This window comes from uncultured Bacteroides sp., assembly GCF_958445495.1.
Taxonomy (GTDB): Bacteria; Bacteroidota; Bacteroidia; order Bacteroidales; family Bacteroidaceae; genus Bacteroides.
Genome location: NZ_CAUCSQ010000002.1, coordinates 171,444 through 194,332 on the forward strand (window position 1 = coordinate 171,444; position 22,889 = coordinate 194,332).

Consider the following 22,889-nt stretch of genomic DNA (forward strand, 5'->3'; position numbering starts at 1 on the left):
ACGACGCCACACCGGAAACGATGCCACAGACACGCCGATGTCGAAACCTTATACAAAAATATAAAAGTAAAATAACAGACAATGAAAATAGACAACAGCTATATTTTTCTGAAAAACATTCGTTGCTACGCCTACCACGGAGTAGCAACGCAAGAAAACCTTATCGGAAACGAATATACTATCGACCTAAAGCTCAAAACAGATATCGGCAAAGCAGCACAAACGGATGAAGTCGCAGACACTATCAACTATGCCGAAGTGTACAACGTGATAAAACATGAAATGGCAATCCCGTCCCGACTGCTGGAACATGCCAGCATCCGGATTATACAAAAGCTCTTTGAAGCTTTTCCTGCCGTGGAAGAAATAGACTTCCGCCTCTCCAAACGAAATCCGCCGATGGGAGCAGATATTGACGCAGCAGGAATAGAGTTGCATTGCAGCAGGCAACAGTAACAGATGTTGAAAATCAGATATCCTGCAAATCAACCCCCTCATAAGAGAACATTTAATAAATCATTCTGCCTTTTTGAAAGACAATGAGTAGAAATATTCAGACAATTCTCCCTACCAGAGATTTGCAGAAAAGCAAGTTTACCCTTTCATAGACATTTCCTCTTTATTCTTCCCCATTCCAGAATAAGGATATCATTAAATATCCCCTTGTTTCAACCTCGCGTTATGACAACAGAAGGTAAAAACAAGGGGATTCGATTCACATGTCCCGCTTGACAAAACAGAAACAAAAAACGCCTCTTTTTCTCTCTTGAACCAGCCTTCTTCCATCAAAGACATGAAACAACCGATTCATCCGCCATCAGTCGTATTACAGATTCAATACACTGAATATCCCTACTTTAAGTATGAATTAGTTGGCTAATTTTATACTATTTACTGAATGTCCCAAGGATAAACAAGAAAAAAAGCTCCGTGCCCCCGTAAGAAAAGACAACCGGAGACCGACCGCCTATCTCGTTTTTTGCTTCCTCTTATTCACAGATTCCACAGCCTCCGTTACCACAGGCTTATCCGCAAACCGTTTCGTATAACCGGAATAATCAGGATGAATGCGTTCATAATCGGAATCCATAAACAAAGGACTGGAAATAATATGATCCGCCGTTGAACGGTTACAGCAAAAGACGATGTTTTCCACGCCCGCCAAACGAGTCAACGCCTTCACGTCCGTATCATGAGGCTGTAATGTCATCGGGTCGGTAAAAAAGAACAGATAATCAATCTGCCCGTCCACAATGCGCGACCCCATCTGCTGGTCACCGCCCAAAGGACCGGACTTCAGGATTGTAAAATCCCACTCCACTTCCGGATGTTTTTCTTTCAGCGCTTCCAAAATCAGAGTACCGGTCGTACCCGTACAATAAAACTTATGACCCATCAACAATTCGGAGTTCCACAACACCCATTCGATAAGGTCTTTCTTCATAGCGTCATGCGCTACCAACCCAATACCTCTTCTCACTTTTGGTTCCATCTGGTTATCTTTTAAAATCCGACAATCGGGAGAATTTCCTGCATCCTCCCGCATAAAACTGCCACAAGATACTATTTTTTGTCCGTTCAGGTATCGGATTCCCCGCTTTTTTTCTCATGTTTTCTTCACGGGAAGAAGAGAACGAACAACGGTTCCTTTTATATTCCCTCCTTGCACGAACCACAGCGACAGCATTCTCCCATTGCCCTTTCAACAAAAAAACGAATGCCGCCACATAATCCAGCAAAGCCCGGAACCGCATTACTTCATCCAACTCCTCCTCAGGAAGATTTTTATAAAGCATGACAAGATTGTTACGGAAATTAAGAAAAGTCTTGTGAGGATTCTCCTTTTTAAGCGTAGCCCCTCCCACATGATAAACCACACTCTGCGGGATACAGACAATCTCCCGGCCGCGCGAACGCAACCTCCAGCATAAATCAATCTCCTCCATGTGAGCGAAAAAACGTCCGTCCAATCCGCCCGCTTTCTCATAATCCGTACGACGGATAAACAATGCCGCTCCCGTCGCCCAAAAAACAGGGACCACCGTATCATACTGCCCCTCGTCTTTCTCAAGGTTCCCCATTATACGCCCCCGGCAAAAAGGATAACCGTACCTGTCCATAAACCCTCCGGCAGCCCCGGCATACTCAAAATACTCCTTCTGCCGCCAACTTCGTATCTTCGGCTGGCAAGCCGCCACTTCCGGATGAGTGTCAAGATAAGCAATCATCGGTTCCAACCAACGTTCCGTCACCTCCACATCCGAATTCAAAAGAACCACATATTCGGCGTCAATCTGCCGCAAAGCTAAGTTATATCCCTCCGCGAAACCATAATTCCGCTCCAGTAAAATCTGACGGACAGAAGGAAAATCCCTTTGAAGCAAATCCGTAGAAGCATCCGTAGAGCCGTTATCAGCCACACAGACTTCCACCCCCGTTCCTTCCGAATACCGGACAACCGACGGAAGAAACGTACGGAGCATCTCACACCCGTTCCAATTCAAGATAACAACCGACACCTTCATCACTTCTGCTTCTCCTTCAACCTTTCTTTCTCCATCTCCATTATGTTCATCCACTCCTCCTTAGAAGTCTTCCACCGCCTATGAGACCATAACCAATAAGCCGGTTCCCGGCGAATCGTCTGTTCCAGGCAACGGGCAAACATTTCCGTAATCTCCCCCTCCGCCGTATCCTTAGGCGTTTCCGTCATCAATTTGAACTCAGCCTCACAATATCCCCTCTTCCTTTTAGTCAACTCACAATAAAAAACCGGAAAATTCATCATCCTGGCAATCCGTTCCGCCCCATTCAAGAAAGCGGTTTCCCGTCCCAAAAAGGCAGTCCAATATTTCTCATTCCCGCTAGGCCACTGGTCGGTAATCAATCCCACCACCATCTTCTTGCCCTCACGCTTCAATTTAATAATCTCCCGTGCAGTAGAATGTTTCGGAATGTTATACCCCCCGAAACGGGAACGGATGCGTTTGAACAGTTCGTTCAGATACGTATCCCTCAACGGCTTATAAACCTGTACAGGCACATCTCCCGGCTTCATTACCGCCCCCATTCCGATGAGCCACTCGTAATTGGCATAATGAGGAATCATCACTATAATCCCGCCGTACTTCTCAGTCAGCTCCAGATACTGTTCCGTATTCTTATAAACCATCCGCCTGTAAAGGTCTTCCGCCGACATGTGCAGAAGTTTCAAATCCTCCAGCATATAATCCGAGAGATAACGATAAAACCTGCGTTCAATCCGCAGCCTCTCCTTTGCCGTCATTTCCGGAAACGACCTGTTCAAATTATCTCTCACCACCTTCCGACGATACCTTCCGACATAATACATCAACAGATAATTAAAATCCGAAAGCATATATAAAACCCTGAAAGGAAGAGCCGAAAACAGCCACATCCCACTATACACCAGCCAATAGATAAATCTCGATTTCATATTTATACCAGAATTGTGCCTTTAAGCGCAGTCTTGTCCTCATTAAAATCTCCCAAACGGACCCTGACAACCCGGTTATCCAACGAGCCGTCACCTTCCACCTCCACACGGATATAATTTTCCGTAAACCCATGCATGGGATTACCCGCCTTTGATTTTTCCAACAATACAGGCATTTCCCGTCCGATATGACGGGTATAAAAAGCCTGCGTTTTCTCATCGGAAAGCGCCAACAACCGTTGGCTCCTCAGATGTTTTTCCTCCGGAGAAACCACATAATCTATTTTCAAAGCCTGCGTACCGGGACGTTCGGAATAACTGAACACATGCAACTGGGTCACATCCAATCCCTCGATAAACCGATAAGCCCGTTCAAAATATTCCTCCGTCTCGCCACGGGTTCCAACAATGACATCCACGCCGATAAAAGCATCCGGCATCACCTCTTTTATTTTTTTCACCTTTGAGGCGAAAAGCTCCGTATCGTAACGCCGGCGCATCAACTTCAAGACCTCATCACTGCCGGACTGCAAAGGAATATGAAAATGAGGCATAAAACTACGGGAACCTGCCACAAACTCAATAATCTCATCCGTCAGCAAATTAGGCTCAATGGAAGAGATACGATAACGTCCGATGCCTTCCACCCGGTCCAACGCCTTCACCAAATCAAAAAAAGATTCTCCCGTCGTCTTTCCGAAATCTCCGATATTCACCCCCGTCAGCACAATTTCCTTTCCTCCTTCACCGGCGGCCCGCTCCGCTTGCTCCACCATAGACGCGATTGTCCCGTTACGGCTACGTCCGCGGGCAAAAGGTATAGTACAATACGAACAGAAATAATCACAGCCATCCTGCACTTTCAAGAAAAAACGGGTACGGTCTCCACGCGAACATGAAGGCGAAAACGAACGGATATCCTTGGTCGCGGTAGTAAAAGCCTCCCCCTCCTCATGTTTCTGCAAATCGCCCAAATACCGTAGCAACTCGCTTTTCTGTTCAGCGCCCAGCACGACATCCACCCCTTTAATCTTCGCCACATCATCCGGTTTCAGTTGGGCATAACATCCGGTCACCACGACAAAAGCGCCGGGATGCTGCCTCACCAGCCGATGGATGGCCTGCCGGCATTTTTTATCCGCCACTTCCGTCACCGAACAAGTGTTCACTACACAAATATCCGCTTTTTCCCCTTTACGTGCCGTCCTGACCCCTGCCTCACGCAGAATCTTACCGATAGTCGAAGTCTCTGAAAAATTCAATTTGCAGCCTAACGTATAATAAACGGCTGTCTTATTTTGAAACACAGTGGTATCTATCATAAGCTGTTATAAACACATATTTCGTGCAAAGTTACACATTATTATCAGTAAAACGCTTTAGGATACGAAAGTTTATTCCTATTTTTGCACAATTCACTAAAAAACGTGCAATGATAAAAGAGAATTTCATCAAACTATATGAAAACAGTTTTCGTGAAAACTGGGACTTGCCCTGCTACACCGACTACGGAGAAAATACCCGATATACCTACGGGCAAGTAGCCGAAAAAATTGCCCGTTTACATTGGCTGTTCCAATGTTGCAGCCTCCGCAGAGGAGATAAAATTGCCGTTATCGGCAAAAACAACGCTCACTGGTGCATAGCCTACATGGCGACAATCACCTACGGCGCAATAGTCGTCCCCATCCTGCAAGACTTTTCCGCCAACGACGTCCACCACATCGTCAATCATTCCGAGTCCGTTTTCTTATTTACCGGCGACAATATCTGGGAAAACCTGGAAGAAGAAAAACTATCGGGATTGCGTGGCGTATTCTCACTGACAGATTTCCGCTGCCTCTACCAACGCGACGGAGAAACCATACAGAAGTTCCTGAAAAACCTCGATAAAGAAATGCACTCCCTTTATCCCGAAGGATTCAACCGGGAAAACATCCGATACGCCACCCTGTCCAACGACAAGGTGATACTCCTGAATTACACTTCCGGAACCACCGGTTTCAGCAAAGGAGTGATGCTGACGGGCAACAACCTCGCCGGCAATGTCACGTTCGGTATCCGCACCGGACTTCTGAAAAAAGGGGATAAAGTCCTCTCCTTCCTTCCGCTCGCCCATGCATACGGTTGCGCATTCGACTTCTTAACGGCAACGGCCGTCGGCACCCACGTCACCCTGCTCGGAAAAATACCTTCCCCTAAAATCATCATGAAAGCCTTTGAGGAAGTAAAACCGAACCTAATCATCACCGTCCCGCTGGTTATCGAAAAAATATACAAAAACATCATCCAGCCCCTCATCAATAAAAAAGGAATGAAGTGGGCGCTCAACATTCCGTTGCTCGATACGCAAATATACAATCAGATACGCAAGAAACTGACCGACTCCCTGGGAGGCCGGTTCAAAGAGATTATCATCGGAGGAGCCGCAATGGACAGGGAAGTGGAAGATTTTTTCTACAAAATCAAATTCCCTTTCACTATCGGCTACGGCATGACGGAATGCGGTCCCCTTATCAGCTACGCGCCATGGGATGAATTCATACCGGGTTCCTCCGGAAAAGTCCTGGACATTATGGAAGCACGTATCCATAAAGAAAAACAGGAAGCGGAAATCGGAGAAATCCAAGTCCGCGGTGAAAACGTAATGACAGGCTATTATAAAAATCCGGAAGCCACACAGGAAGTTTTCACGGAAGACGGCTGGCTGCGTACCGGCGACCTCGGAAACATGGACACCAACGGCAATATCTTCATTCGCGGACGGCTCAAAACGATGATTCTAAGTTCAAACGGACAAAACATATTCCCGGAAGAGCTGGAGAACAAACTCAACAACCTGCCCTTCATCCTCGAAAGCCTTGTCATCGAACGCAACAAAAAATTAGTGGCGCTCGTCTATGCAGATTACGAAGCGTTGGATTCCCTCGGACTGAACAATCCGGAGAACCTGAAAACAATCATGGATGAAAACCTGAAGAACCTGAACAGCAACGTCGCATCTTACGAAACAATCAGCAAAATCCAGCTATACCCGACGGAATTCGAGAAAACGCCGAAACGAAGTATCAAAAGATACCTCTACAACAGCATTGCAATAGACTAACGCATTTCAAAAGCACAAAGAAGAGAGAACATAAAATAACCTTCTGAAAAAAAACATAAAAAAAGTGACCTTCGCGAGAACAACATATTGAAAAAGTACATACCTTTGCACCGTTTTAATAAAGCAATTGATTGTATTACGTTTTAAAAAGCAAAGAAAATGAAAAAATTAGTTTTGATGGCAGTAGCTATCGCAGCAGTATCATTCGCATCATGTGGCAACAAAGCAGCCGACGCAGCTAAAGCAACTGCAGATTCTATCCGTATCGCTGACTCAATTGCAGCAGTAGAAGCAGCCGCAGCCGAAGAAGCAGCCGCAGCAGCTAATGACACACTGGCAACTGATAGCGTAGCAGCAACAGAAACCACTGAAGCCGCTAAATAATCCAAGCCATACAGCTTCGAGAGAATTGAAAGTCTGACATGCAAGGCATGCACAGACTTTTTTATTTTTCTCCCCCGCCCTTCCGCGGCTCACCTTAGCATTACTTGGCGTATGACTTCTTGACAAAAGGAGCATCCAGCAAATAATCCAAACTCACTTCCACACTTTCTTCCACAGGCATGCTATACTGTTCAATCTCTGCGACGAGGTGATTTACACCCGCTTTCTCCGCATTCCTGAAGATAGCGTCAAAACCGACCATCCCGCTTTGCCCAAGTTCCCTGTGGTCCTTGATATGAAATATCTTGAATCTGCCCGGATACTTATTAAAGTAATCCACCGGACTGTTCTGCCCGCGAACCACCCAATAGACATCCATCTGGAAAAAGACATACTCAGGATTCGTATGCTCCAGCATATAATCATACATCACCTTACCTTCCACTTTCTGAAATTCATGAGCATGATTATGGTATCCGAACGACAACCCCTGCTGCTTACAGCGTTTGCCTATCTCGTTAAAATAAGTACAATACGTATCCAAATCCTTGAGCGTCTTAGGCACATCCATCCAAGGAGCCACGATATAACTCATACCCGCCGCCTTATGATCGGCAATACATTGGTCCCACCATTGAAGGGATTTCGACAAATCACCCGAAGACAACTCCTCTTCGGACAACGCCCTCGTACAATGCGAAGACAAAACCTTCAATCCGGCAGACTCTACGTCCTGCTTGAATTGCCGGGGAGTCCTGTCATAAAATTTACCGTTGTTATAATTAGCGGCTTCCACGCCGGTATAACCCATTTTCGCCAATCTCTTTAAAAGGGAAGTATAGGCAGCGTCACACTTACCGTCCTTGTTGTCGACCTTATTCAATATGTCTCTGACGGAATAGAGCTGGATGGCGACCTCTTTTTTATTTTTTCCAGACTGTGCACCTGCTGCAAACGGCATCATAAAAAGAAAAATCAATGCACATGAATATATTCGGATTTTCATATAATAGATATCAGGATAAATAATTAAACTTTACACAAAAAATCTGTGAGGAATACGGATTATATGGAATCAGGCAACCGGAAACCCGCGGATGCCGTGACATCCATATAATCCGCACTTTATTATCGTCACATAATAACAATTAATCCAGAATCTTTACCCGGATATTACGGAACCAAACATCATCCCCATGGTCCTGGAATCCGATATAACCTTCATGATTATCGCCGCCGCAGTTATTCAGCAATCCAAATGCCAAAGGCCATTTGTCTTCACTGAACTTACTGGCTTGCAACATATCAGTCCATTGTTTCGTCCACAAGTGATATTCAAGAACGTTTTCATCGTTCTGCCCGTGAACCACCGTTCCTTTATAAACCATAATCTTAGCCTTGTTCCATTCGCCGAACGGTTTAGAATTCTGCGGAACCGCCGGAATCATGTCATACAAAGAAGCCGACTGACGGTTTCCGTCTTTCCCCAGTTTCGCATCCGGATGGTTGGCATTATCCAGAATCTGATATTCAGGTGCAGAGATATAAATCGGCTCAAGCACGTCATTACCGTCCTTATCCTTAGAAGTGACCTCCTGTGCCAGATACAGAATACCGGAATTGCTTCCTTTCGCAACCTTCCATTCCAATTCCAGCTCAAAATTTTTAAACTTGTGGGCAAAAATCAAATCCCCGCCGTCACCATCTTGCGCTTCGCCGCCGCCGGTTCCGTTAAACTTGATGCAACCGTCCTCAATGGTCCACTTAGAAGGAACGCGGTCTTTTCCGTAACCCCGCCAGCCGTTAAAAGTCTTGCCGTCAAAAATAGTGATATAACCTTCCTCGTCTACGGGCAACTTCAAACTATCCGTTTCCGGAGCCTTCAATGCTCTGGAATATGCCAATGACACTTCACTTACCGGTTGCTCTGCCTGAGCGTTTCCCGATTTCTGTCCGCCGCAAGAAACCAAAGCTCCTGCAGCAAGACAACATGCTAAAGGGTAAAAAACTTTCTTCATAACCAATTTTATTATTTAATTAAAAAATACTCTTATCTGGGCATATCCGGCAATCTCCATCCTTCCCGGTAATTATGCTTCACCAACTCTGCAGCGAACTGTTTCGCATTAACCGGTTCCGTCCACGTCTTGTCGAACGTCGGATGACCGTCATGAATCTTGAACCCGTCTTTGACACAAGTCCGGAGCGTTTCCGTATCACCGATATTGGTGAAACACATATTCTCTCCATCCCATTCCAACGTTTTATTCAAACCTTGCAGACGGATAGCCAATACACCCATAACCACCATCTCATTCATCGGACCTGCTTCCGAAAAATCGGACTTAGTCATTACGCGGCTCGATTTATCCTCCTTACAAGCACGTACCCAATCCATTTCATGTCCGCCATTCATCGCATTGGGAACACGACGGCAAACTTTCGGAGCGTTAGGAACGCGGCCGGACAACAAGAACGGTTCCTGACCGTAGCAACCGCAGATTAACGTATCCTTCGTTCCGTGGAAAATCGTCAAACCTCCGCCGGGACCCATTAATTGCTTACCTTCCGGAAAACCTTTCGGACGTTCGGGCATCATACCGCCGTCATACCAATGAACTTCCACTTCAGGCATCGCTACCTTCGGCATATTGTCGCGTGCCGGGAAAATCATCTTCACATGTTGCGCCTGCGGAGCACAAGCGTTCAGCAACAAAGTAGACGATCCTTCCACCTTAGTAGGATACCCCAGCTTCAACGCCCTGAACGGCTGATGTAAAATATGGCAAGCCATGTCACCCAACGCGCCTGTACCGTAATCCCACCATCCGCGCCAGTTCCACGGGTGATATACTTCATTATACGGATTCAATTTTGCAGGACCCGTAAACAAATCCCAATTCAACGTACTCGGAATACGGTCGGCCTTTTCGGGCGAATTCAATCCCTGCGGCCAAATAGGACGGTCGGTAGCACATTCCACCTTGGTTACCTCGCCGATTTCGCCGTTCCAAATCCACTCGCAAACCAAATCCGTACCTTCGTCAGAGGCTCCCTGGTTACCCATTTGGGTAGCAACGCCCGTGGAAGCAGCCAATTTAGTCAACAAACGGGATTCATAAACGGAATGAGTCAACGGTTTCTGGCAAAACACATGCTTGCCCATTGTCATCGCATCAGCCGTGATAATGGCGTGAGTATGATCGGCAGTCGCGATAATCACCCCGTCAATAGACTTACCCATCTCATCATACATCTTGCGGTAATCCCAATATTTCTTTGCTTTCGGGAATTCATCGAACACTCCTTTTGCATACTTCCAGTCCACATCACAAAGGGCTACAATATTTTCCGTGTTCTTCACATGATTGATATTGGCATGACCCATACCGCCAATACCTACGGCAGCAAGATTCAATTTATCACTCGGAGACACGTGTCCGTGGCTCATACCTAGAATGGAGCTTGGAGCAATGGTAAGACCTGCCAAAGCAAAAGCGCCGCTTTTGAGAAAATCTCTTCTCGAAATGTCTGACATAATTATTTATTTTAAGGGTTCGTTATTTGTGGACGGTTACTATGTAGCAATCCATATCCATTTTTCATGTTTCTCCTTCGTTCACGAATCTGTTCAAGCGTATGCAAATCGCCGATAGCCGGCAAGTCGTGCATACGCGCGTCTTGCAGGAATTTCCACGCATATTCGGAAGCAACAGCCGAGTCGCGCATCGACGGCAAACGAGAACTACGCCGCCCGCTTTCTACCGAATCGGCGAACAAGTCACATAACACATCGATATTCTTGCCGCCGAAAGGCCTCTCTATGCGAAGTGTCTGATTGACCCCGTGCAAATCGACCACAGCAGTCTTAAAGTCATGTGTCATACGTACGATTCCCTCCGTTCCGATGATATCCACGTATGAATTATGTGTCTGGTCTTTCGACAATTGCCCATAAACAAATCCCTGAGTGATGTCAAAGACCACCCCGTTCTGGAACGTCCCGTGACACTGTACCCACCAAGGGTCCTTATAATTCCACATATTTACCCCCTGCGCATTCCATGTCCGGTACTCACAACCGGCATACCAGCGGGCAATATCGACATAATGCATGCCACAATCATGGAAAGCGGGCCCCTCATATTCATGGCCTTCGCCCGGCGCCAGTCCGGGAGTCATGTGGCAAATACGGATGATAGCCAATTCACCGATTTCTCCCTTCCGGATATATTCCTTCATCAGATTGTGGTACCAAGAATTCCGCAAATACAAATTCACGGTAGAGAAAAGAGAAGAACCCTCCACCAGCTCCACAGTCTTCCACTCCTTTTCCATCGTATCCGCAATGGGTTTTTCCGCAATGATATGCTTATTATACCGAATGGCCTTTTCTATCTGCTCCATCCGAAAATTAGCCAGCGTAAAAAGTCCGACGACCTGCACGCTCTCATCCTCAAAAATTGGTTGATTATCTTCTATTACTTGAGATTCCGGAGATAATTTCCTAGCCAGTTCACGCGATTCAGAATTCGTATCGCAGATATAAGCTATGTCCCATCTCCCACTTTTCCGCATCGCCTCCCAATAGAATCGTCCCATTCTACCGAAACCGATTATTCCGACTTTTATTCTCGTGTCCGATGAAATTTGTGTATTCATATTATAGTAGCAAGTTTAAGTGCAAACAAAATAAAAACCATCAAATTTTCATCATCAAATTGACTGGTGAAAACCGATATTGCAAAACTAGCCAAATAAACAACACTTTTGGGAGGTTATAGCAATTTGTGTAGATTCTTTTTTCTTACTTACTCCTATAAATCAACGGATTAACCCTCAAAGAGAATATAAAAAATGTAGAAGGTTTGGAATCATTCCTTACTGAATAAATGCAATTATTTATCCTGAGTTGAACTGATTTTCATAATTTCATTTTCAAATTCATCCCTGTCCACGGCAGCCTTGTTCCGCATCTTCGTCCGATAATTGTAAACGGTACTCGTAGAGCAACGGAGGAAGTTGGCGATTTTCCCGCTATCCGTAATTCCCAGACGCAACAAGGCATAAATACGGAGCTCCCTATTCAACAATGCGTCCGGTTTCAAGACAATTTTTTCTTCATCTTTCAACAAAGCGTTAAAATCAGAAACAAAAGTCGGATACAGACTCAAAAAAACCTTATCAAAACGGACATACAACGCATTCAATTCCTCGTCAATCAACGCCGACGACTTCAACTTCTTAATCAGTTCATCATAATACTTGTTGATGGCAATCTTATATAATACATTCTGATACTTCTCCATCTTATAGATATAACTGAAACACACATCAAAAAACTCGGCAATGTAATGCTCCTTAATGCTGTTAATCTCGCACAACTGATTATTGGTATCGTTCAATTGGCTATTCACGGCATTCAATTTCTCATTCAACCGTAGAAGCTTCTCATTGCTTTGCGCCAACGCCTGTTTTATCCTCAGCGTTTTTTTCATCTGGAGATAAATAAAGACCACCAGCAAGATTAAAAGAAAAAGAATGACACTTGTAGAAATAAGAAAAACAGTCAGATTCGACCTCGATTTAGCCTGTTCCGCCTGGTAAGCGGTATTAATGATGGAATTGAACTTATAAATTTCAATAGCCCGGAAATGAATGCCCGAAGAAATCACGTCATCAATGGCAGATTGCGTAAACTTGAAAGCATCAGCCAGATTCTGCTCTTCATACTGTATCAATGCCAGCGATTGCAAGGATGCATTCTCCCGCGTCGCATTCCGGGTATCGGCAATAGCCGACAACATTAAATATTTTTTCTCCTCGTCATACTTCTTCTGATGCCTGCACAATCTCGAATACGAATGAGTAATCATTGCATACCTGGGTGTTCCTACCTCCTCGATTTCAAGCAACTCTTGAAAAATCTCCTTTGATTTCACAGTATCGCTCCACATATAATAAGCCGCCTCCGACATCCTGTAATCCCAGGAAGTATGGTCAATCAAGGCAAACAATGAATCCTGGTAAGCAGATTGCTGTTTCCAATACAGGTTATTAGCTACGGAGATGGAATAATGCCCCCAAAAATTGGAGTAAGTCTGATAATAGGCAATCAAAAGGTCTTTAGGAAGTTCTGAAGTCTTAACGCTTTTCAAAAGCATCTCCGCCTCCCTGAATCTGCCGCACATCGAATACAAAAGGCTAAGATGCAAAGACGACTCCGTTTTCAAATAAGCCCTGTTCAACTGCCGGGCAATCTCGATATTCCGGTCCACATAATGGATGGCGGAATCAATATGAAATTTCTTATACTCATCATACAACCGGAGATTTATCCTGTATTCCCCTTCAAGCGTCAAACCGGCACTTTTCAACATACACTTTATCCGGTTAATCCTCTCCTCCTTTTTCTGAACAAAGACATGTTTTTCATCTATCACTCTACGCAAAGAGTCAGCCAACATCTTCAATTCATTATTCGCATAAAGAACACTGCCGATTCCCAAAGCAACCAGCAGCAGCCCTATCCTCCTCTTCAGAAAACAACAGTTGAATTTCATATTATTAGCAAGTATAACGAAAAAAGCGATTCATTCAAAGAACAAACCGCTTTTTTTATAGAGAAGTAAATTTGCTCTTATTCTGCAACTACTTCGAAAGGAACCTCAACGGAAACTTCTTTATGAAGTTTTACAACTGCTTTGTAGTTGCCCACTTCCTTTACAGCATCCTTTACAACGATAATCTTTCTGTCAACCTCGTGTCCCAGCTTAGCCAATGCTTCGGCAATCTGGATACTGCCTACAGAACCGAAAATCGTACCGGTCGAACTTACTTTAGTTGCGATAGTCAAAGAAACGCCTTCCAACTTAGCAGCCATAGCTTCGGCATCTTTCTTGATTTTCTCAAGTTTGTGAGCGCGCTGTTTCAGTTCTTCAGCCAACATTTTCTTTGCAGAAGGAGAAGCAATGACAGCTTTTCCGGTTGGGATTAGATAATTACGACCGTATCCGGATTTCACGTTTACGATATCGTTCTTATAACCCAAGTTTACAATGTCTTCTTTCAATATAATTTCCATACTTTTCCTCCTTCTTATTTCATCATGTCAGTTACATAAGGCAGCAATGCCAAGTGACGAGCTCTCTTCACAGCCTGCGCGATACGACGTTGGAACTTCAAAGAAGTACCTGTAATACGACGCGGAAGGATTTTTCCTTGTTCATTCAAGAATTTCTTCAAGAATTCAGGATCTTTGTAGTCGATATACCTAATACCACTCTTTTTGAAACGGCAGTATTTTTTCTTCTTAACATCTACTGACGGCGGAGTCAAATATCTGATTTCTGATTGAACTTGTTGTGCCATGATTAATCCTCCTTTTTGTTTGATTTAACACTTCTTCTTTTTGCAGCGTATTCAGCAGCATACTTATCCATCTTGAAAGTCAAGAAACGGATTACGCGTTCATCACGACGGAAATTAAGTTCCAGCTTGTCAATTACAGTAGGATCTGCATTGAACTCAATCAGTTGGTAAAAACCTGTAGACTTCTTCTGAATTGGGTAAGCCAATTTCTTCAGTCCCCAGTTTTCTTCATTGATAATCTCAGCACCTTCAGCTTGAAGAACGCCTTTGAATTTTTCTACCGCTTCCTTCATCTGAACATCAGACAAAACGGGAGTTAAAATGAAAACGGTTTCGTATTGATTCATACTTCGTTTAATTAAATAAATAAATTATTTGATTTTAAATGCGGGTGCAAAGTTAGACATTTTATTTTGAACTACAAATATTTAATCTTTTTTTGTATCCGAAGATAGGATTTATCCGGGAAGTGACTTACCTTTGCAAAGTTGTTTAAACAATAATTTCATGATAGAGCAATTTAATTTCGATATCCGGCTTATATTCGCCATATTAAATGGCAAAGTTTCCGCGGCAATCAACCGTAAGCTGTACCGTAACTTCCGTCAGAACGGGCTGGAAATCAGTCCGGAACAATGGACGGTACTCATTTTTTTGTGGGAAAAAGACGGTGTTACACAACAAGAGTTGTGTAATGCAACTTTTAAAGACAAACCCAGCATGACCCGCTTGATAGACAATATGGAACGGCAGCATCTCGTTGTGCGCATTTCCGATAAAAAAGACCGCCGTACCAATTTGATCCACCTGACTAAAGACGGAAAAGAACTGGAAGAAAAAGCGCGCGTCATTGCCGGCCAGACTCTGAAAGAGGCTCTTCATGGCATCACCCTCGACGAATTGAGCATTGGGCAGGAGGTACTGAAAAAGGTATTCTATAATACGAAAGATTAAGCAGAAGAACAGATCTTAAAATCATAAAATCCACTAAATCGTGCATTTATAATGGAATTTTTATCCAAATAATTTCGCCCGTTAAAGAATTATGCTTTAATTTGTGACTGGAATATTATAATCTATTAAAATACACACGCATGAAAGGCTTATTAAAGAACTTAGGATTGATATTAATCTTGGCCGGAGTAGTCATCCTGTTGGGTTGTTCATTTACAGGTAATGTAAATAACAACGCCATTCTGGGTACTTCTGTAGTACTTGTAGTACTGGGACTCATTTCTTATATTGTTATTAATAAGAAGATCGCTGATTAATTTCGCAAAAATCAATAAAAAATCCCGGAAACGAATGTTTCCGGGATTTTTTATTTGTAGTCATCTCAAATGCGATTATTAAGATTCAACTTCCGGGGTAATCAGCTTATAGCCTTTTCCGTGGATATTGATAATCTCGATAGAATCATCTTCTTTCAGATGCTTACGTAGTTTCGTGATATACACGTCCATACTACGGGCATTGAAATAGTTATCGTCGATCCAGATCGTTTTCAAAGCAAAGTCACGTTGCAAAATCTCATTTGCATGCGCACAAAGCAATCCGAGCAGTTCAGATTCTTTGGTAGTCAGTTTAGTCTGTTTGCCTTCTGACGACAGAATTTGTTTCTGTGTATCGAAAGTAAACTTACCAATCTTATAGATATTGCTTTCTTTGTTCTTCTTTCCACGAACACGTCTCAAGATTGCTTCAATTCTGAACGTCAATTCTTCCATACTAAACGGTTTGGTGATATAATCATCCGCACCGATTTTAAATCCTTCCAGGATATCTTCTTTCAGCGTTTTAGCAGTCAGGAAGATAATAGGAATTTCAGCATTTGCTGCACGGACATCCTGTGCCAGTGTGAAGCCGTCTTTTTTAGGCATCATTACGTCAAACACGCACAAGTCATATTTATTCTTCAAGAAAGCCTTATAACCGGCTTCTCCATCAGGATATAACTCAGCAGAATAACCTTTTGCCTGTAGATATTCTCTTAAAAGCATGCCAAGATTTTCGTCATCCTCGCATAATAAAATACGCAGTTTCTCGTCCATATCAATTATTTTTTAATAAAGGTAATGCAATAATAAATTTAGTTCCCACGTTCAGGTCGCTTTCCGCCCGGATGGTTCCCTTATGATCCAATATAATTTTTCTCACATAAGCCAATCCCAGTCCAAAGCCCTTCACATCGTGCAGATTACCCGTATGTACACGATAGAACTTTTCAAATATCTTTTTCAGGTTCTCCTTTTTAATACCGATACCGTTATCCTGTATCGAAATCATCAGTTTACCCGACTCATTCCACGTTCTCACTTTCAGTTCCAGATCCTCTTCCGGTTTCTTATATTTCACCGCGTTATCCATCAGATTAAAGATTACATTCGTGATATGCATCTCATCTGCAAATATAACAGGATCGGTGGCCTCAAGGTTCGATGTTATCTTACCATTATACCGTTCCACTTTCAGCGCAAAGGTATTGACAACTCCTGAAATTAATTCATTCGCATCAATCTCCTTCATCTTCAAAGTTGCCTTCTGACGTTCGAACATCGACATCTGGAGCACCTTTTCCACCTGGAAGCGCAAGCGCTTGGTTTCATCATTTATCACTCCCGATATATGCTGGAACATCTGCGGTGATTTTCCTACCGCGGGATCTTTCAACATCTGCGCTGCCAATGAAATGGTAGATATTGGTGTTTTAAATTCGTGCGTCATATTATTGATAAAGTCATTCTTCATTTCCGTCAGTTTCTTTTGCCGGAATACGATATAAATCGTAAAGATGAATGTCACTAACAATACCAGCGTAAATATCAACGACGGAATCATGAAACTAATTGAGTCAAAGATATAATCTTTCTTACCAGGAAAGTGCACTTTCAATATGCTCATTTTTGCAGGCGGATCATTCTTGAACAATGCCTGCTGATAAGCGTCCTCACTTCCCTTTGCCTCATAATCCGCACAACGATAGACTTCCCTACCGTCTTTGTCAATCACCGTAAAGTGATAAGGCAAGTCTATACTATTATTATATAAGCTCGATTTCAGATAGTCATCCAGTTCTTTGAACCGTACTCTGTCTCCAATCGATTTGTCACTTCCCCGATAAATCATCTGCCAAGCCACTTCATCGAGTAACGCCCGTTGATACATATACCGATTCTTGATGGCTTCCACTAATGAACGCGAAGTTTCCGGAATAGTCTTTGTTCCCCTGTAAGGAGAAATCATAGCCTTTGGAAGCTCGGAGGGCTTGGTGGTCATCACTTTCAGCTCAAAATCCGAATATACCTTTCCATCCTTAGACTTCACCGTGAACCGTTGCGTTTGCTGAATCAAGTTGTCTTGTTGTATGGAAGCGTTATTCGCAATCAGTGCTTTTCTTTCCGCTTCTGAAATATCTTCGATCAACCAACGTCTGGTCTCTGCATATTCCACATCCTTGGAAACCTGATCCAGGCTATTGCGTACAGCCGAATCAAACTGCTCCTTACGGGTTTTCATCATTTCCTCAATATAACTAACCTGCAAATACAGCAGGCTAAGGAAGGAAAGCCCCATTACAATACCTAATATCCAAATTGTTGACTTCTTCATAGCAACAAAATTAACACTCCCTAATTAACACTCCTAATGCATTAACTTGATTTAACCGGAACTTCCCGGAAATTAACCGTAAGGAGCTATTTAGGTTGTATTCTGATTACTACAACAATAAAAGCCCTCCTTTGGTTTGCAAATTTAATAAAAAATTAAATCTTCTCCTTGCGTTTTTCCATCTTTATTAATCATAGTTAAACAAAAACCGCCGCCTTTTACTTAAAAAAGGCAACGGTTTTAACTATTCAGTAAACAATAAACAGCTATTCTTCAGTTTGTCCCGCTTCAAAATCTTTAATCAACTTATCCTGAACATCGGACGGAACAAGCTCATAACTGGAGAACTTCATGATGAATGAAGCGCGCCCTCCGGTCAACGAACTGAGAGCCGTAGAATAAGAAGACATCTCTTTCAAAGGAACCTTAGCCACCAGCTTTTCAAATCCCTTCTCGCTGCTCATTCCCATAATCATGGCGCGACGTCCTTGAAGGTCTCCCATCACATCACCCATCTTATCGGACGGAACAAATACCTCTACATCATAAATCGGTTCCAGAATTTTAGGTCCGGCATTCTTGAACGCCTCGCTGAAAGCGTTACGTCCGGCAAGCATAAAGGAAATTTCATTCGAATCGACCGGATGCATCTTGCCGTCATACACGATAACACGCACATCGCGGGCATACGAACCGGTCAGCGGCCCTTGCTCCATACGTGCCATTATCCCTTTCAGGATAGCGGGCAAGAAACGGGAATCAATGGAACCGCCCACGATACTGTTGACAAATACCAGCTTGCCGCCCCACTCCAACGGAACCTCTTCCGTGCCTTTCACGTTAATCTTAAATTCCTGCCCGTTGAACTTGTACGTATCGGGAACAGGCATACCTTCCTTATAAGGTTCCACGATTAGATGCACCTCACCGAACTGCCCCGCACCTCCGGACTGTTTCTTGTGGCGGTAGTCCGCACGGGCGGCTTTCGTTATCGTCTCACGATACGGAATCTTCGGCTCTTCATATTTCACTTGAAGTTTCTCATTGTTTTCCAGGCGCCATTTCAATGTGCGGAGATGGAATTCCCCTTGTCCGTGAATCAAAGTTTGCCTCAACTCCTTCGATTGTTCAATCACCCATGTCGGGTCTTCTTCGCGCATACGGTTCAGGATAGTCATCATCTTTTCCACATCCGCCTCGTTAACCGGTTTGATAGCGCGGGAATATTTAGAATTCGGATACTTGATAAAATTAAACTTATAGTCGCAGTCCTTACCGTTCAACGTATTGCCGGTCTTCACATCTTTCAGCTTCACGGCAGCACCGATATCGCCGGCCTGCAACTCTTCCACTTTGATGCGGTTAGCGCCCGCCACGACATAAAGCTGCGCGATACGCTCTTTCGAGCCGCGGTCCGCATTCAATAAGTCGTCTCCTTCATGAACCTTTCCGCTCATCACCTTAAAATAGGAAACCTCGCCGATATGCGGTTCCACACTCGTCTTGAAAAAATAAAGGGATTCCGGTCCGTTCACGTCCGGCGCCACTTCTTTTCCTTCCGTATTTTGCACTTTCGGCATTTCAGAAACAAAAGGAACAACGTTCCCCAGGAACTCCATCAAACGGCGCACTCCCATGTCTTTCCCTCCGCAAACACAAAATACCGGGAACATCCCCCTTGCAATCAATCCCTTGCGGATGCCCTCGCGCATCTCATCTTCCGAAAGGGAATCCTGTTCAAAGAATTTTTCCATCAGTCCTTCGTCATTCTCGGCGGCAGCCTCTACCAACGCCTTATGCATTTCCATGGCCTTGTCCATCTCTTCCGCCGGAATTTCCTCAATCACAGGAGCCCCGCCTTCAGGTTTCCAAGAGTATTTTTTCATCAACAGCACATCGATTAAAGCGTTGAATCCCGGACCGGTGGTTACGGGATATTGGATAGGAACAATCTTAGAACCGTAAGCCTCTTTCAATTGTTCCAGGATATTATCATAGTCGCATTTTTCATTGTCAAGCTGGTTGACGAGAAAAATAACGGGTTTATTCAGTTTTTCTGTATATCGGAAATGATTTTGCGTACCTACCTCTACGCCATATTGCCCATTGAGAAGAATGATTGCCGTATCAGTTACGTTCAATGCAGTTACAGTACTGCCTACAAAGTCGTCCGACCCCGGACAATCTATGATATTCAACTTTTTATTATTCCATTCCACATGAAGAACAGTTGAGAAAACAGAGTAACCGTACTCCTGCTCGACAGGGAAATAATCGCTGACGGTATTTTTCGAAGCGACAGTTCCGCGACGTTTTATAACCCCACTCTCGAAAAGCATCGCTTCCACGAGAGTGGTTTTCCCAGAGCCAGAACTTCCCAACAAGGCAATGTTCTTGATTTCATTAGTCTGATATACTTTCATAATACACAAGATTTAAATAATTACTTAGTATGGTTTTCACATACATTCATTTTAGTGACGCGCAAATTAGGGATTAATCGGGGGAAAAGCAACACTTAAGGCAGTGTTACTAAACAATGTTATGTAACACATTTTTAACACAATCTTCTTTTCGTCCCGGCATCCGACCGGCTTTCGCACGGAAACAGACGTCCCATTATTCCCGGAAACAAAGAAAGGAACGGCAAACGATTTCCATCCATAAGTTTTTTGATATATCTGATAATAGTCTTACTTTTACATCCGCAATTTCTAAAACGGCATAACTATGGCAGGTATCTATCTTCATATTCCTTTTTGTAAAACGCGCTGCATCTACTGTGACTTTTACTCGACCACCCGCAGCGAACTCAAGCCCCGTTACGTACAAGCTCTTTGCCGGGAACTGGCGATGCGGAAAGCATACTTGAAAGGGGAAGAGGTAGAGACCGTTTATTTCGGCGGCGGAACCCCGTCCCGGCTGGAGGAGGAAGATTTCAAACAGATATTCGATACCATCCGGACACACTACGGATTAAGCCGCTGTCATGAAATCACCCTGGAAGCCAACCCCGACGATTTGACTTCCGAATACCTGGAAATGCTTTCCACGTTTCCCTTCAACCGCCTCAGTATGGGAATACAGACCTTTGACGACGAGATGCTCAAACGGTTGAAGCGCCGGCACAATGCCCGCACGGCTATGGAAGCGGTGGAGAGATGCCGGAAATCCGGCTTCCGGAACATCAGCATCGACCTCATCTACGGACTGCCCGGAGAAACCAGGGAACAATGGGAGAATGACCTCTGCCGCGCCATCAGCCTGGACGTGGAGCACATCTCTGCCTACCACCTGATTTATGAGGAAAATACCCCTATATACAATATGTTAAAACAACACCGGATATCCGAAGTGGACGAAGATTCCAGTTTGGATTTTTTCACATTGCTGATAGAGCGTTTGCAGAAAGCGGGATTCGAACACTACGAAATTTCCAATTTCTGCCGTCCCGGAAAATATTCCCGCCACAACACTTCCTACTGGAAAGGGATACCCTATCTGGGATGCGGGCCGTCAGCGCATTCGTTCGACGGCACGACACGGGAATGGAACGCCTCTTCCCTCGATGCCTATATAAAAGGAATGGAAGAAGGCCGCCGCACTTTTGAAACGGAATATCTGGACCCGGCCACCCGGTACAATGAATTTATCATCACGGCCCTACGTACCGTATGGGGCGTTTCCATAGAAAAGCTGAAACAGACGTTCGGCAACGAAATGTGGGAATATTGCCGGAAAATGGCGGAACCCTACCTGAAAAGCGGTAAACTGGAAGAACGGGACGGCACCTTGCACCTGACCCGTGAAGGCATCTTCATCTCAGACAGTATCATGAGCGATTTGCTCCGGGTAGACTAACCAATGCAAACAACAGACCGATGACCGAATCAGAAGTAAGAAAGTTATTGCGGCAAATGAAAGAGCAGGATTCGCAAACTGCTTTCCGGAACTTTTACGATATGACTTACGACCGCCTTTTCCGCATTGCCTACTACTACGTGAAACAAGAAAAATGGTCGCAGGAAATCGTCCTCGACGTATTCTTGAAACTGTGGAAACAACGAGACACCCTGCCCGATGTGAGAAATATTGAAGACTACTGTTTCATCCTGGTCAAAAACGCTTCACTCAATTATCTGGAAAAAGAATCACGGCGTCCCCTCGTCTATCCCGATTCCTTGCCGGAACCCCAAGAACAAAGCTACTCGCCCGAAGAGTCATTAATCAGCGAAGAGCTGTTCGCCCTCTATGTAAAGGCGCTCGACCGGCTTCCGGAACGTTGCAGGGAAATATTCATCCGCATCCGCGAAGAGAAACAAAGTTATGCGCAGGTGGCGGAAGAACTGGGCATCAGCATAAATACCGTAGACGCCCAACTTCAAAAAGCGATTGCACGGCTGAAAGAGATGATTAGCCGGGCAGAGATAACGGATTAACAATTATTTAGAAAAAGCATATAGTGATTTTCTGTCAACCTCCGGTCTTTATCAGCAAATAAACCAGTTAATCACCTCAAAAAGACAGAAAAAATGGAAAAGCCAAACAATGTAAGCATCCGGTTTCTTATTTTCCTATCGGTCTGCCTGAGCCTGTTCTCATGCGACAAAGACGATTTTCCCAAAGACTATGTGGGATTCAAGGACTCAAAACAAACGGTAGAATGTGACAGGAACAAAGCCGAAGACCGATTGGAAGTCAAAATCATCGCAATGAAGAAATCCAAGAAAGACCGGACCGTATTGCTGACCTCCCCTTCTCCGGCAACCGGACAGGCCGCAATCATGCAACTGACGGAAAAACAGGTAATCGTCAAAGCGGGAAAGACATCGGCAACAACCACCGTCAAAATCTATCCCAGACAAATGGTCTTAAAAGAACAGAATGTCATCCTCACCTGTACGCCCCAATGGAAAGAGGGCGGAATCAGCAAACTAACCATTCTGCTGAAACAGAAATAAT

23 protein-coding genes are annotated in these 22,889 nt (G+C 44.2%); 8 read left to right on the top strand and 15 right to left on the bottom strand.

The window, feature by feature from the left end; genetic code table 11:
- Positions 1-81 precede the first annotated feature (81 nt).
- Complete coding sequence (folB, locus tag Q5076_RS01630; RefSeq protein ID WP_303010482.1) at positions 82-456, top strand: dihydroneopterin aldolase; 375 nt, start codon at positions 82-84, stop codon at positions 454-456.
- Positions 457-967: 511 nt separating this feature from the next.
- Here the strand turns inward: folB and Q5076_RS01635 are convergent.
- Genes Q5076_RS01635 through mtaB form a run of 4 tightly spaced genes read right to left on the bottom strand, consistent with a single transcriptional unit; the run spans position 968 to position 4,779 of the window.
- Positions 968-1,492, bottom strand: a complete 525-nt coding sequence (locus Q5076_RS01635) for a methylglyoxal synthase (RefSeq protein WP_303010483.1) — start codon at positions 1,490-1,492, stop codon at positions 968-970.
- Between the two features lie 4 nt (positions 1,493-1,496).
- A complete protein-coding gene (locus Q5076_RS01640) occupies positions 1,497-2,525 on the bottom strand; it encodes a glycosyltransferase family 2 protein (protein ID WP_303010544.1) in 1,029 nt (342 codons plus the stop codon).
- Positions 2,525-3,457 carry a lysophospholipid acyltransferase family protein gene (locus Q5076_RS01645; protein ID WP_303010484.1) on the bottom strand — a complete coding sequence of 311 codons (933 nt, stop codon included), beginning with the start codon at positions 3,455-3,457 and terminating at the stop codon, positions 2,525-2,527. The genes Q5076_RS01640 and Q5076_RS01645 overlap by 1 nt, the downstream gene beginning before the upstream one ends.
- Before the next feature lie 2 nt (positions 3,458-3,459).
- Complete coding sequence (mtaB, locus tag Q5076_RS01650) at positions 3,460-4,779, bottom strand: tRNA (N(6)-L-threonylcarbamoyladenosine(37)-C(2))-methylthiotransferase MtaB (RefSeq protein WP_303010485.1); 1,320 nt, start codon at positions 4,777-4,779, stop codon at positions 3,460-3,462.
- A gap of 110 nt (positions 4,780-4,889) precedes the next feature.
- Here mtaB and Q5076_RS01655 point away from each other — a divergent pair, with 110 nt between their 5' ends.
- Complete coding sequence (locus Q5076_RS01655; RefSeq protein WP_303010486.1) at positions 4,890-6,563, top strand: long-chain fatty acid--CoA ligase; 1,674 nt, start codon at positions 4,890-4,892, stop codon at positions 6,561-6,563.
- A gap of 159 nt (positions 6,564-6,722) precedes the next feature.
- Positions 6,723-6,947: a hypothetical protein gene (locus tag Q5076_RS01660; protein ID WP_303010487.1), complete on the top strand. Its 225-nt coding sequence runs from the start codon at positions 6,723-6,725 to the stop codon at positions 6,945-6,947.
- A 100-nt stretch (positions 6,948-7,047) separates the two neighbouring features.
- On the opposite strand, the gene Q5076_RS01665 is transcribed toward Q5076_RS01660, so the two are convergent.
- The 8 genes from Q5076_RS01665 to rpsF all read right to left on the bottom strand — a co-directional run bounded on the left by Q5076_RS01665 (position 7,048) and on the right by rpsF (position 14,665).
- On the bottom strand, positions 7,048-7,953 hold the full coding sequence (locus Q5076_RS01665; RefSeq protein WP_303010488.1) for a sugar phosphate isomerase/epimerase: 906 nt from the start codon (positions 7,951-7,953) through the stop codon (positions 7,048-7,050).
- A 142-nt stretch (positions 7,954-8,095) separates the two neighbouring features.
- Positions 8,096-8,965: a DUF1080 domain-containing protein gene (locus tag Q5076_RS01670; RefSeq protein ID WP_303010489.1), complete on the bottom strand. Its 870-nt coding sequence runs from the start codon at positions 8,963-8,965 to the stop codon at positions 8,096-8,098.
- Positions 8,966-8,997: 32 nt separating this feature from the next.
- A complete protein-coding gene (locus Q5076_RS01675; RefSeq protein WP_303010490.1) occupies positions 8,998-10,485 on the bottom strand; it encodes a Gfo/Idh/MocA family protein in 1,488 nt (495 codons plus the stop codon).
- Positions 10,486-10,496: 11 nt separating this feature from the next.
- Positions 10,497-11,609, bottom strand: coding sequence for a Gfo/Idh/MocA family protein (locus Q5076_RS01680; RefSeq protein WP_303010491.1), 1,113 nt, complete (start codon positions 11,607-11,609; stop codon positions 10,497-10,499).
- Positions 11,610-11,845: 236 nt separating this feature from the next.
- Entirely contained in the window at positions 11,846-13,510 is a 1,665-nt protein-coding gene (locus tag Q5076_RS01685) for a DUF6377 domain-containing protein (RefSeq protein WP_303010492.1), read from the bottom strand.
- A 77-nt stretch (positions 13,511-13,587) separates the two neighbouring features.
- Positions 13,588-14,031: a 50S ribosomal protein L9 gene (gene rplI, locus Q5076_RS01690; protein ID WP_303010493.1), complete on the bottom strand. Its 444-nt coding sequence runs from the start codon at positions 14,029-14,031 to the stop codon at positions 13,588-13,590.
- A gap of 14 nt (positions 14,032-14,045) precedes the next feature.
- Entirely contained in the window at positions 14,046-14,318 is a 273-nt protein-coding gene (rpsR, locus tag Q5076_RS01695; RefSeq protein WP_002562536.1) for a 30S ribosomal protein S18, read from the bottom strand.
- 2 nt (positions 14,319-14,320) lie between these two features.
- The gene (rpsF, locus tag Q5076_RS01700; RefSeq protein WP_004306610.1) at positions 14,321-14,665 is read right to left on the bottom strand and encodes a 30S ribosomal protein S6; all 345 of its coding nucleotides are present in this window, start codon (positions 14,663-14,665) and stop codon (positions 14,321-14,323) included.
- 160 nt (positions 14,666-14,825) lie between these two features.
- Between rpsF and Q5076_RS01705 the strand changes: the two genes are divergently transcribed.
- Both Q5076_RS01705 and Q5076_RS01710 read left to right on the top strand, forming a co-directional pair.
- Positions 14,826-15,272 carry a MarR family winged helix-turn-helix transcriptional regulator gene (locus Q5076_RS01705; protein ID WP_004299328.1) on the top strand — a complete coding sequence of 149 codons (447 nt, stop codon included), beginning with the start codon at positions 14,826-14,828 and terminating at the stop codon, positions 15,270-15,272.
- 140 nt (positions 15,273-15,412) lie between these two features.
- Positions 15,413-15,589 (top strand): hypothetical protein, encoded by a 177-nt coding sequence (locus Q5076_RS01710; RefSeq protein ID WP_004326214.1) that lies wholly within the window; start codon positions 15,413-15,415, stop codon positions 15,587-15,589.
- Positions 15,590-15,667: 78 nt separating this feature from the next.
- On the opposite strand, the gene Q5076_RS01715 is transcribed toward Q5076_RS01710, so the two are convergent.
- The 3 genes from Q5076_RS01715 to Q5076_RS01725 form a co-directional block, all read right to left on the bottom strand.
- Positions 15,668-16,369, bottom strand: a complete 702-nt coding sequence (locus Q5076_RS01715) for a response regulator transcription factor (protein WP_004299326.1) — start codon at positions 16,367-16,369, stop codon at positions 15,668-15,670.
- Between the two features lies 1 nt (position 16,370).
- Positions 16,371-17,927, bottom strand: coding sequence for a sensor histidine kinase KdpD (locus Q5076_RS01720; protein WP_004306607.1), 1,557 nt, complete (start codon positions 17,925-17,927; stop codon positions 16,371-16,373).
- 266 nt (positions 17,928-18,193) lie between these two features.
- Positions 18,194-20,350: a translation factor GTPase family protein gene (locus Q5076_RS01725; protein ID WP_303010494.1), complete on the bottom strand. Its 2,157-nt coding sequence runs from the start codon at positions 20,348-20,350 to the stop codon at positions 18,194-18,196.
- Positions 20,351-20,657: 307 nt separating this feature from the next.
- Between Q5076_RS01725 and hemW the strand changes: the two genes are divergently transcribed.
- From hemW to Q5076_RS01740, 3 genes are all read left to right on the top strand, one after another.
- On the top strand, positions 20,658-21,788 hold the full coding sequence (gene hemW / locus Q5076_RS01730; RefSeq protein WP_303010495.1) for a radical SAM family heme chaperone HemW: 1,131 nt from the start codon (positions 20,658-20,660) through the stop codon (positions 21,786-21,788).
- Positions 21,789-21,808: 20 nt separating this feature from the next.
- Entirely contained in the window at positions 21,809-22,366 is a 558-nt protein-coding gene (locus Q5076_RS01735; RefSeq protein WP_303010496.1) for an RNA polymerase sigma-70 factor, read from the top strand.
- A 93-nt stretch (positions 22,367-22,459) separates the two neighbouring features.
- A complete protein-coding gene (locus Q5076_RS01740; RefSeq protein WP_303010497.1) occupies positions 22,460-22,888 on the top strand; it encodes a hypothetical protein in 429 nt (142 codons plus the stop codon).
- Position 22,889: the final 1 nt, after the last annotated feature.

Bases quoted from the DNA above. Each gene is read 5' to 3' on its own strand.
- folB (WP_303010482.1), top strand. From the start codon at position 82: ATGAAAATAGACAACAGCTATATTTTTCTGAAAAACATTCGTTGCTAC.
- Q5076_RS01635 (WP_303010483.1), bottom strand. From the start codon at position 1,492: ATGGAACCAAAAGTGAGAAGAGGTATTGGGTTGGTAGCGCATGACGCT.
- Q5076_RS01640 (WP_303010544.1), bottom strand. From the start codon at position 2,525: ATGAAGGTGTCGGTTGTTATCTTGAATTGGAACGGGTGTGAGATGCTC.
- Q5076_RS01645 (WP_303010484.1), bottom strand. From the start codon at position 3,457: ATGAAATCGAGATTTATCTATTGGCTGGTGTATAGTGGGATGTGGCTG.
- mtaB (WP_303010485.1), bottom strand. From the start codon at position 4,779: ATGATAGATACCACTGTGTTTCAAAATAAGACAGCCGTTTATTATACG.
- Q5076_RS01655 (WP_303010486.1), top strand. From the start codon at position 4,890: ATGATAAAAGAGAATTTCATCAAACTATATGAAAACAGTTTTCGTGAA.
- Q5076_RS01660 (WP_303010487.1), top strand. From the start codon at position 6,723: ATGAAAAAATTAGTTTTGATGGCAGTAGCTATCGCAGCAGTATCATTC.
- Q5076_RS01665 (WP_303010488.1), bottom strand. From the start codon at position 7,953: ATGAAAATCCGAATATATTCATGTGCATTGATTTTTCTTTTTATGATG.
- Q5076_RS01670 (WP_303010489.1), bottom strand. From the start codon at position 8,965: ATGAAGAAAGTTTTTTACCCTTTAGCATGTTGTCTTGCTGCAGGAGCT.
- Q5076_RS01675 (WP_303010490.1), bottom strand. From the start codon at position 10,485: ATGTCAGACATTTCGAGAAGAGATTTTCTCAAAAGCGGCGCTTTTGCT.
- Q5076_RS01680 (WP_303010491.1), bottom strand. From the start codon at position 11,609: ATGAATACACAAATTTCATCGGACACGAGAATAAAAGTCGGAATAATC.
- Q5076_RS01685 (WP_303010492.1), bottom strand. From the start codon at position 13,510: ATGAAATTCAACTGTTGTTTTCTGAAGAGGAGGATAGGGCTGCTGCTG.
- rplI (WP_303010493.1), bottom strand. From the start codon at position 14,031: ATGGAAATTATATTGAAAGAAGACATTGTAAACTTGGGTTATAAGAAC.
- rpsR (WP_002562536.1), bottom strand. From the start codon at position 14,318: ATGGCACAACAAGTTCAATCAGAAATCAGATATTTGACTCCGCCGTCA.
- rpsF (WP_004306610.1), bottom strand. From the start codon at position 14,665: ATGAATCAATACGAAACCGTTTTCATTTTAACTCCCGTTTTGTCTGAT.
- Q5076_RS01705 (WP_004299328.1), top strand. From the start codon at position 14,826: ATGATAGAGCAATTTAATTTCGATATCCGGCTTATATTCGCCATATTA.
- Q5076_RS01710 (WP_004326214.1), top strand. From the start codon at position 15,413: ATGAAAGGCTTATTAAAGAACTTAGGATTGATATTAATCTTGGCCGGA.
- Q5076_RS01715 (WP_004299326.1), bottom strand. From the start codon at position 16,369: ATGGACGAGAAACTGCGTATTTTATTATGCGAGGATGACGAAAATCTT.
- Q5076_RS01720 (WP_004306607.1), bottom strand. From the start codon at position 17,927: ATGAAGAAGTCAACAATTTGGATATTAGGTATTGTAATGGGGCTTTCC.
- Q5076_RS01725 (WP_303010494.1), bottom strand. From the start codon at position 20,350: ATGAAAGTATATCAGACTAATGAAATCAAGAACATTGCCTTGTTGGGA.
- hemW (WP_303010495.1), top strand. From the start codon at position 20,658: ATGGCAGGTATCTATCTTCATATTCCTTTTTGTAAAACGCGCTGCATC.
- Q5076_RS01735 (WP_303010496.1), top strand. From the start codon at position 21,809: ATGACCGAATCAGAAGTAAGAAAGTTATTGCGGCAAATGAAAGAGCAG.
- Q5076_RS01740 (WP_303010497.1), top strand. From the start codon at position 22,460: ATGGAAAAGCCAAACAATGTAAGCATCCGGTTTCTTATTTTCCTATCG.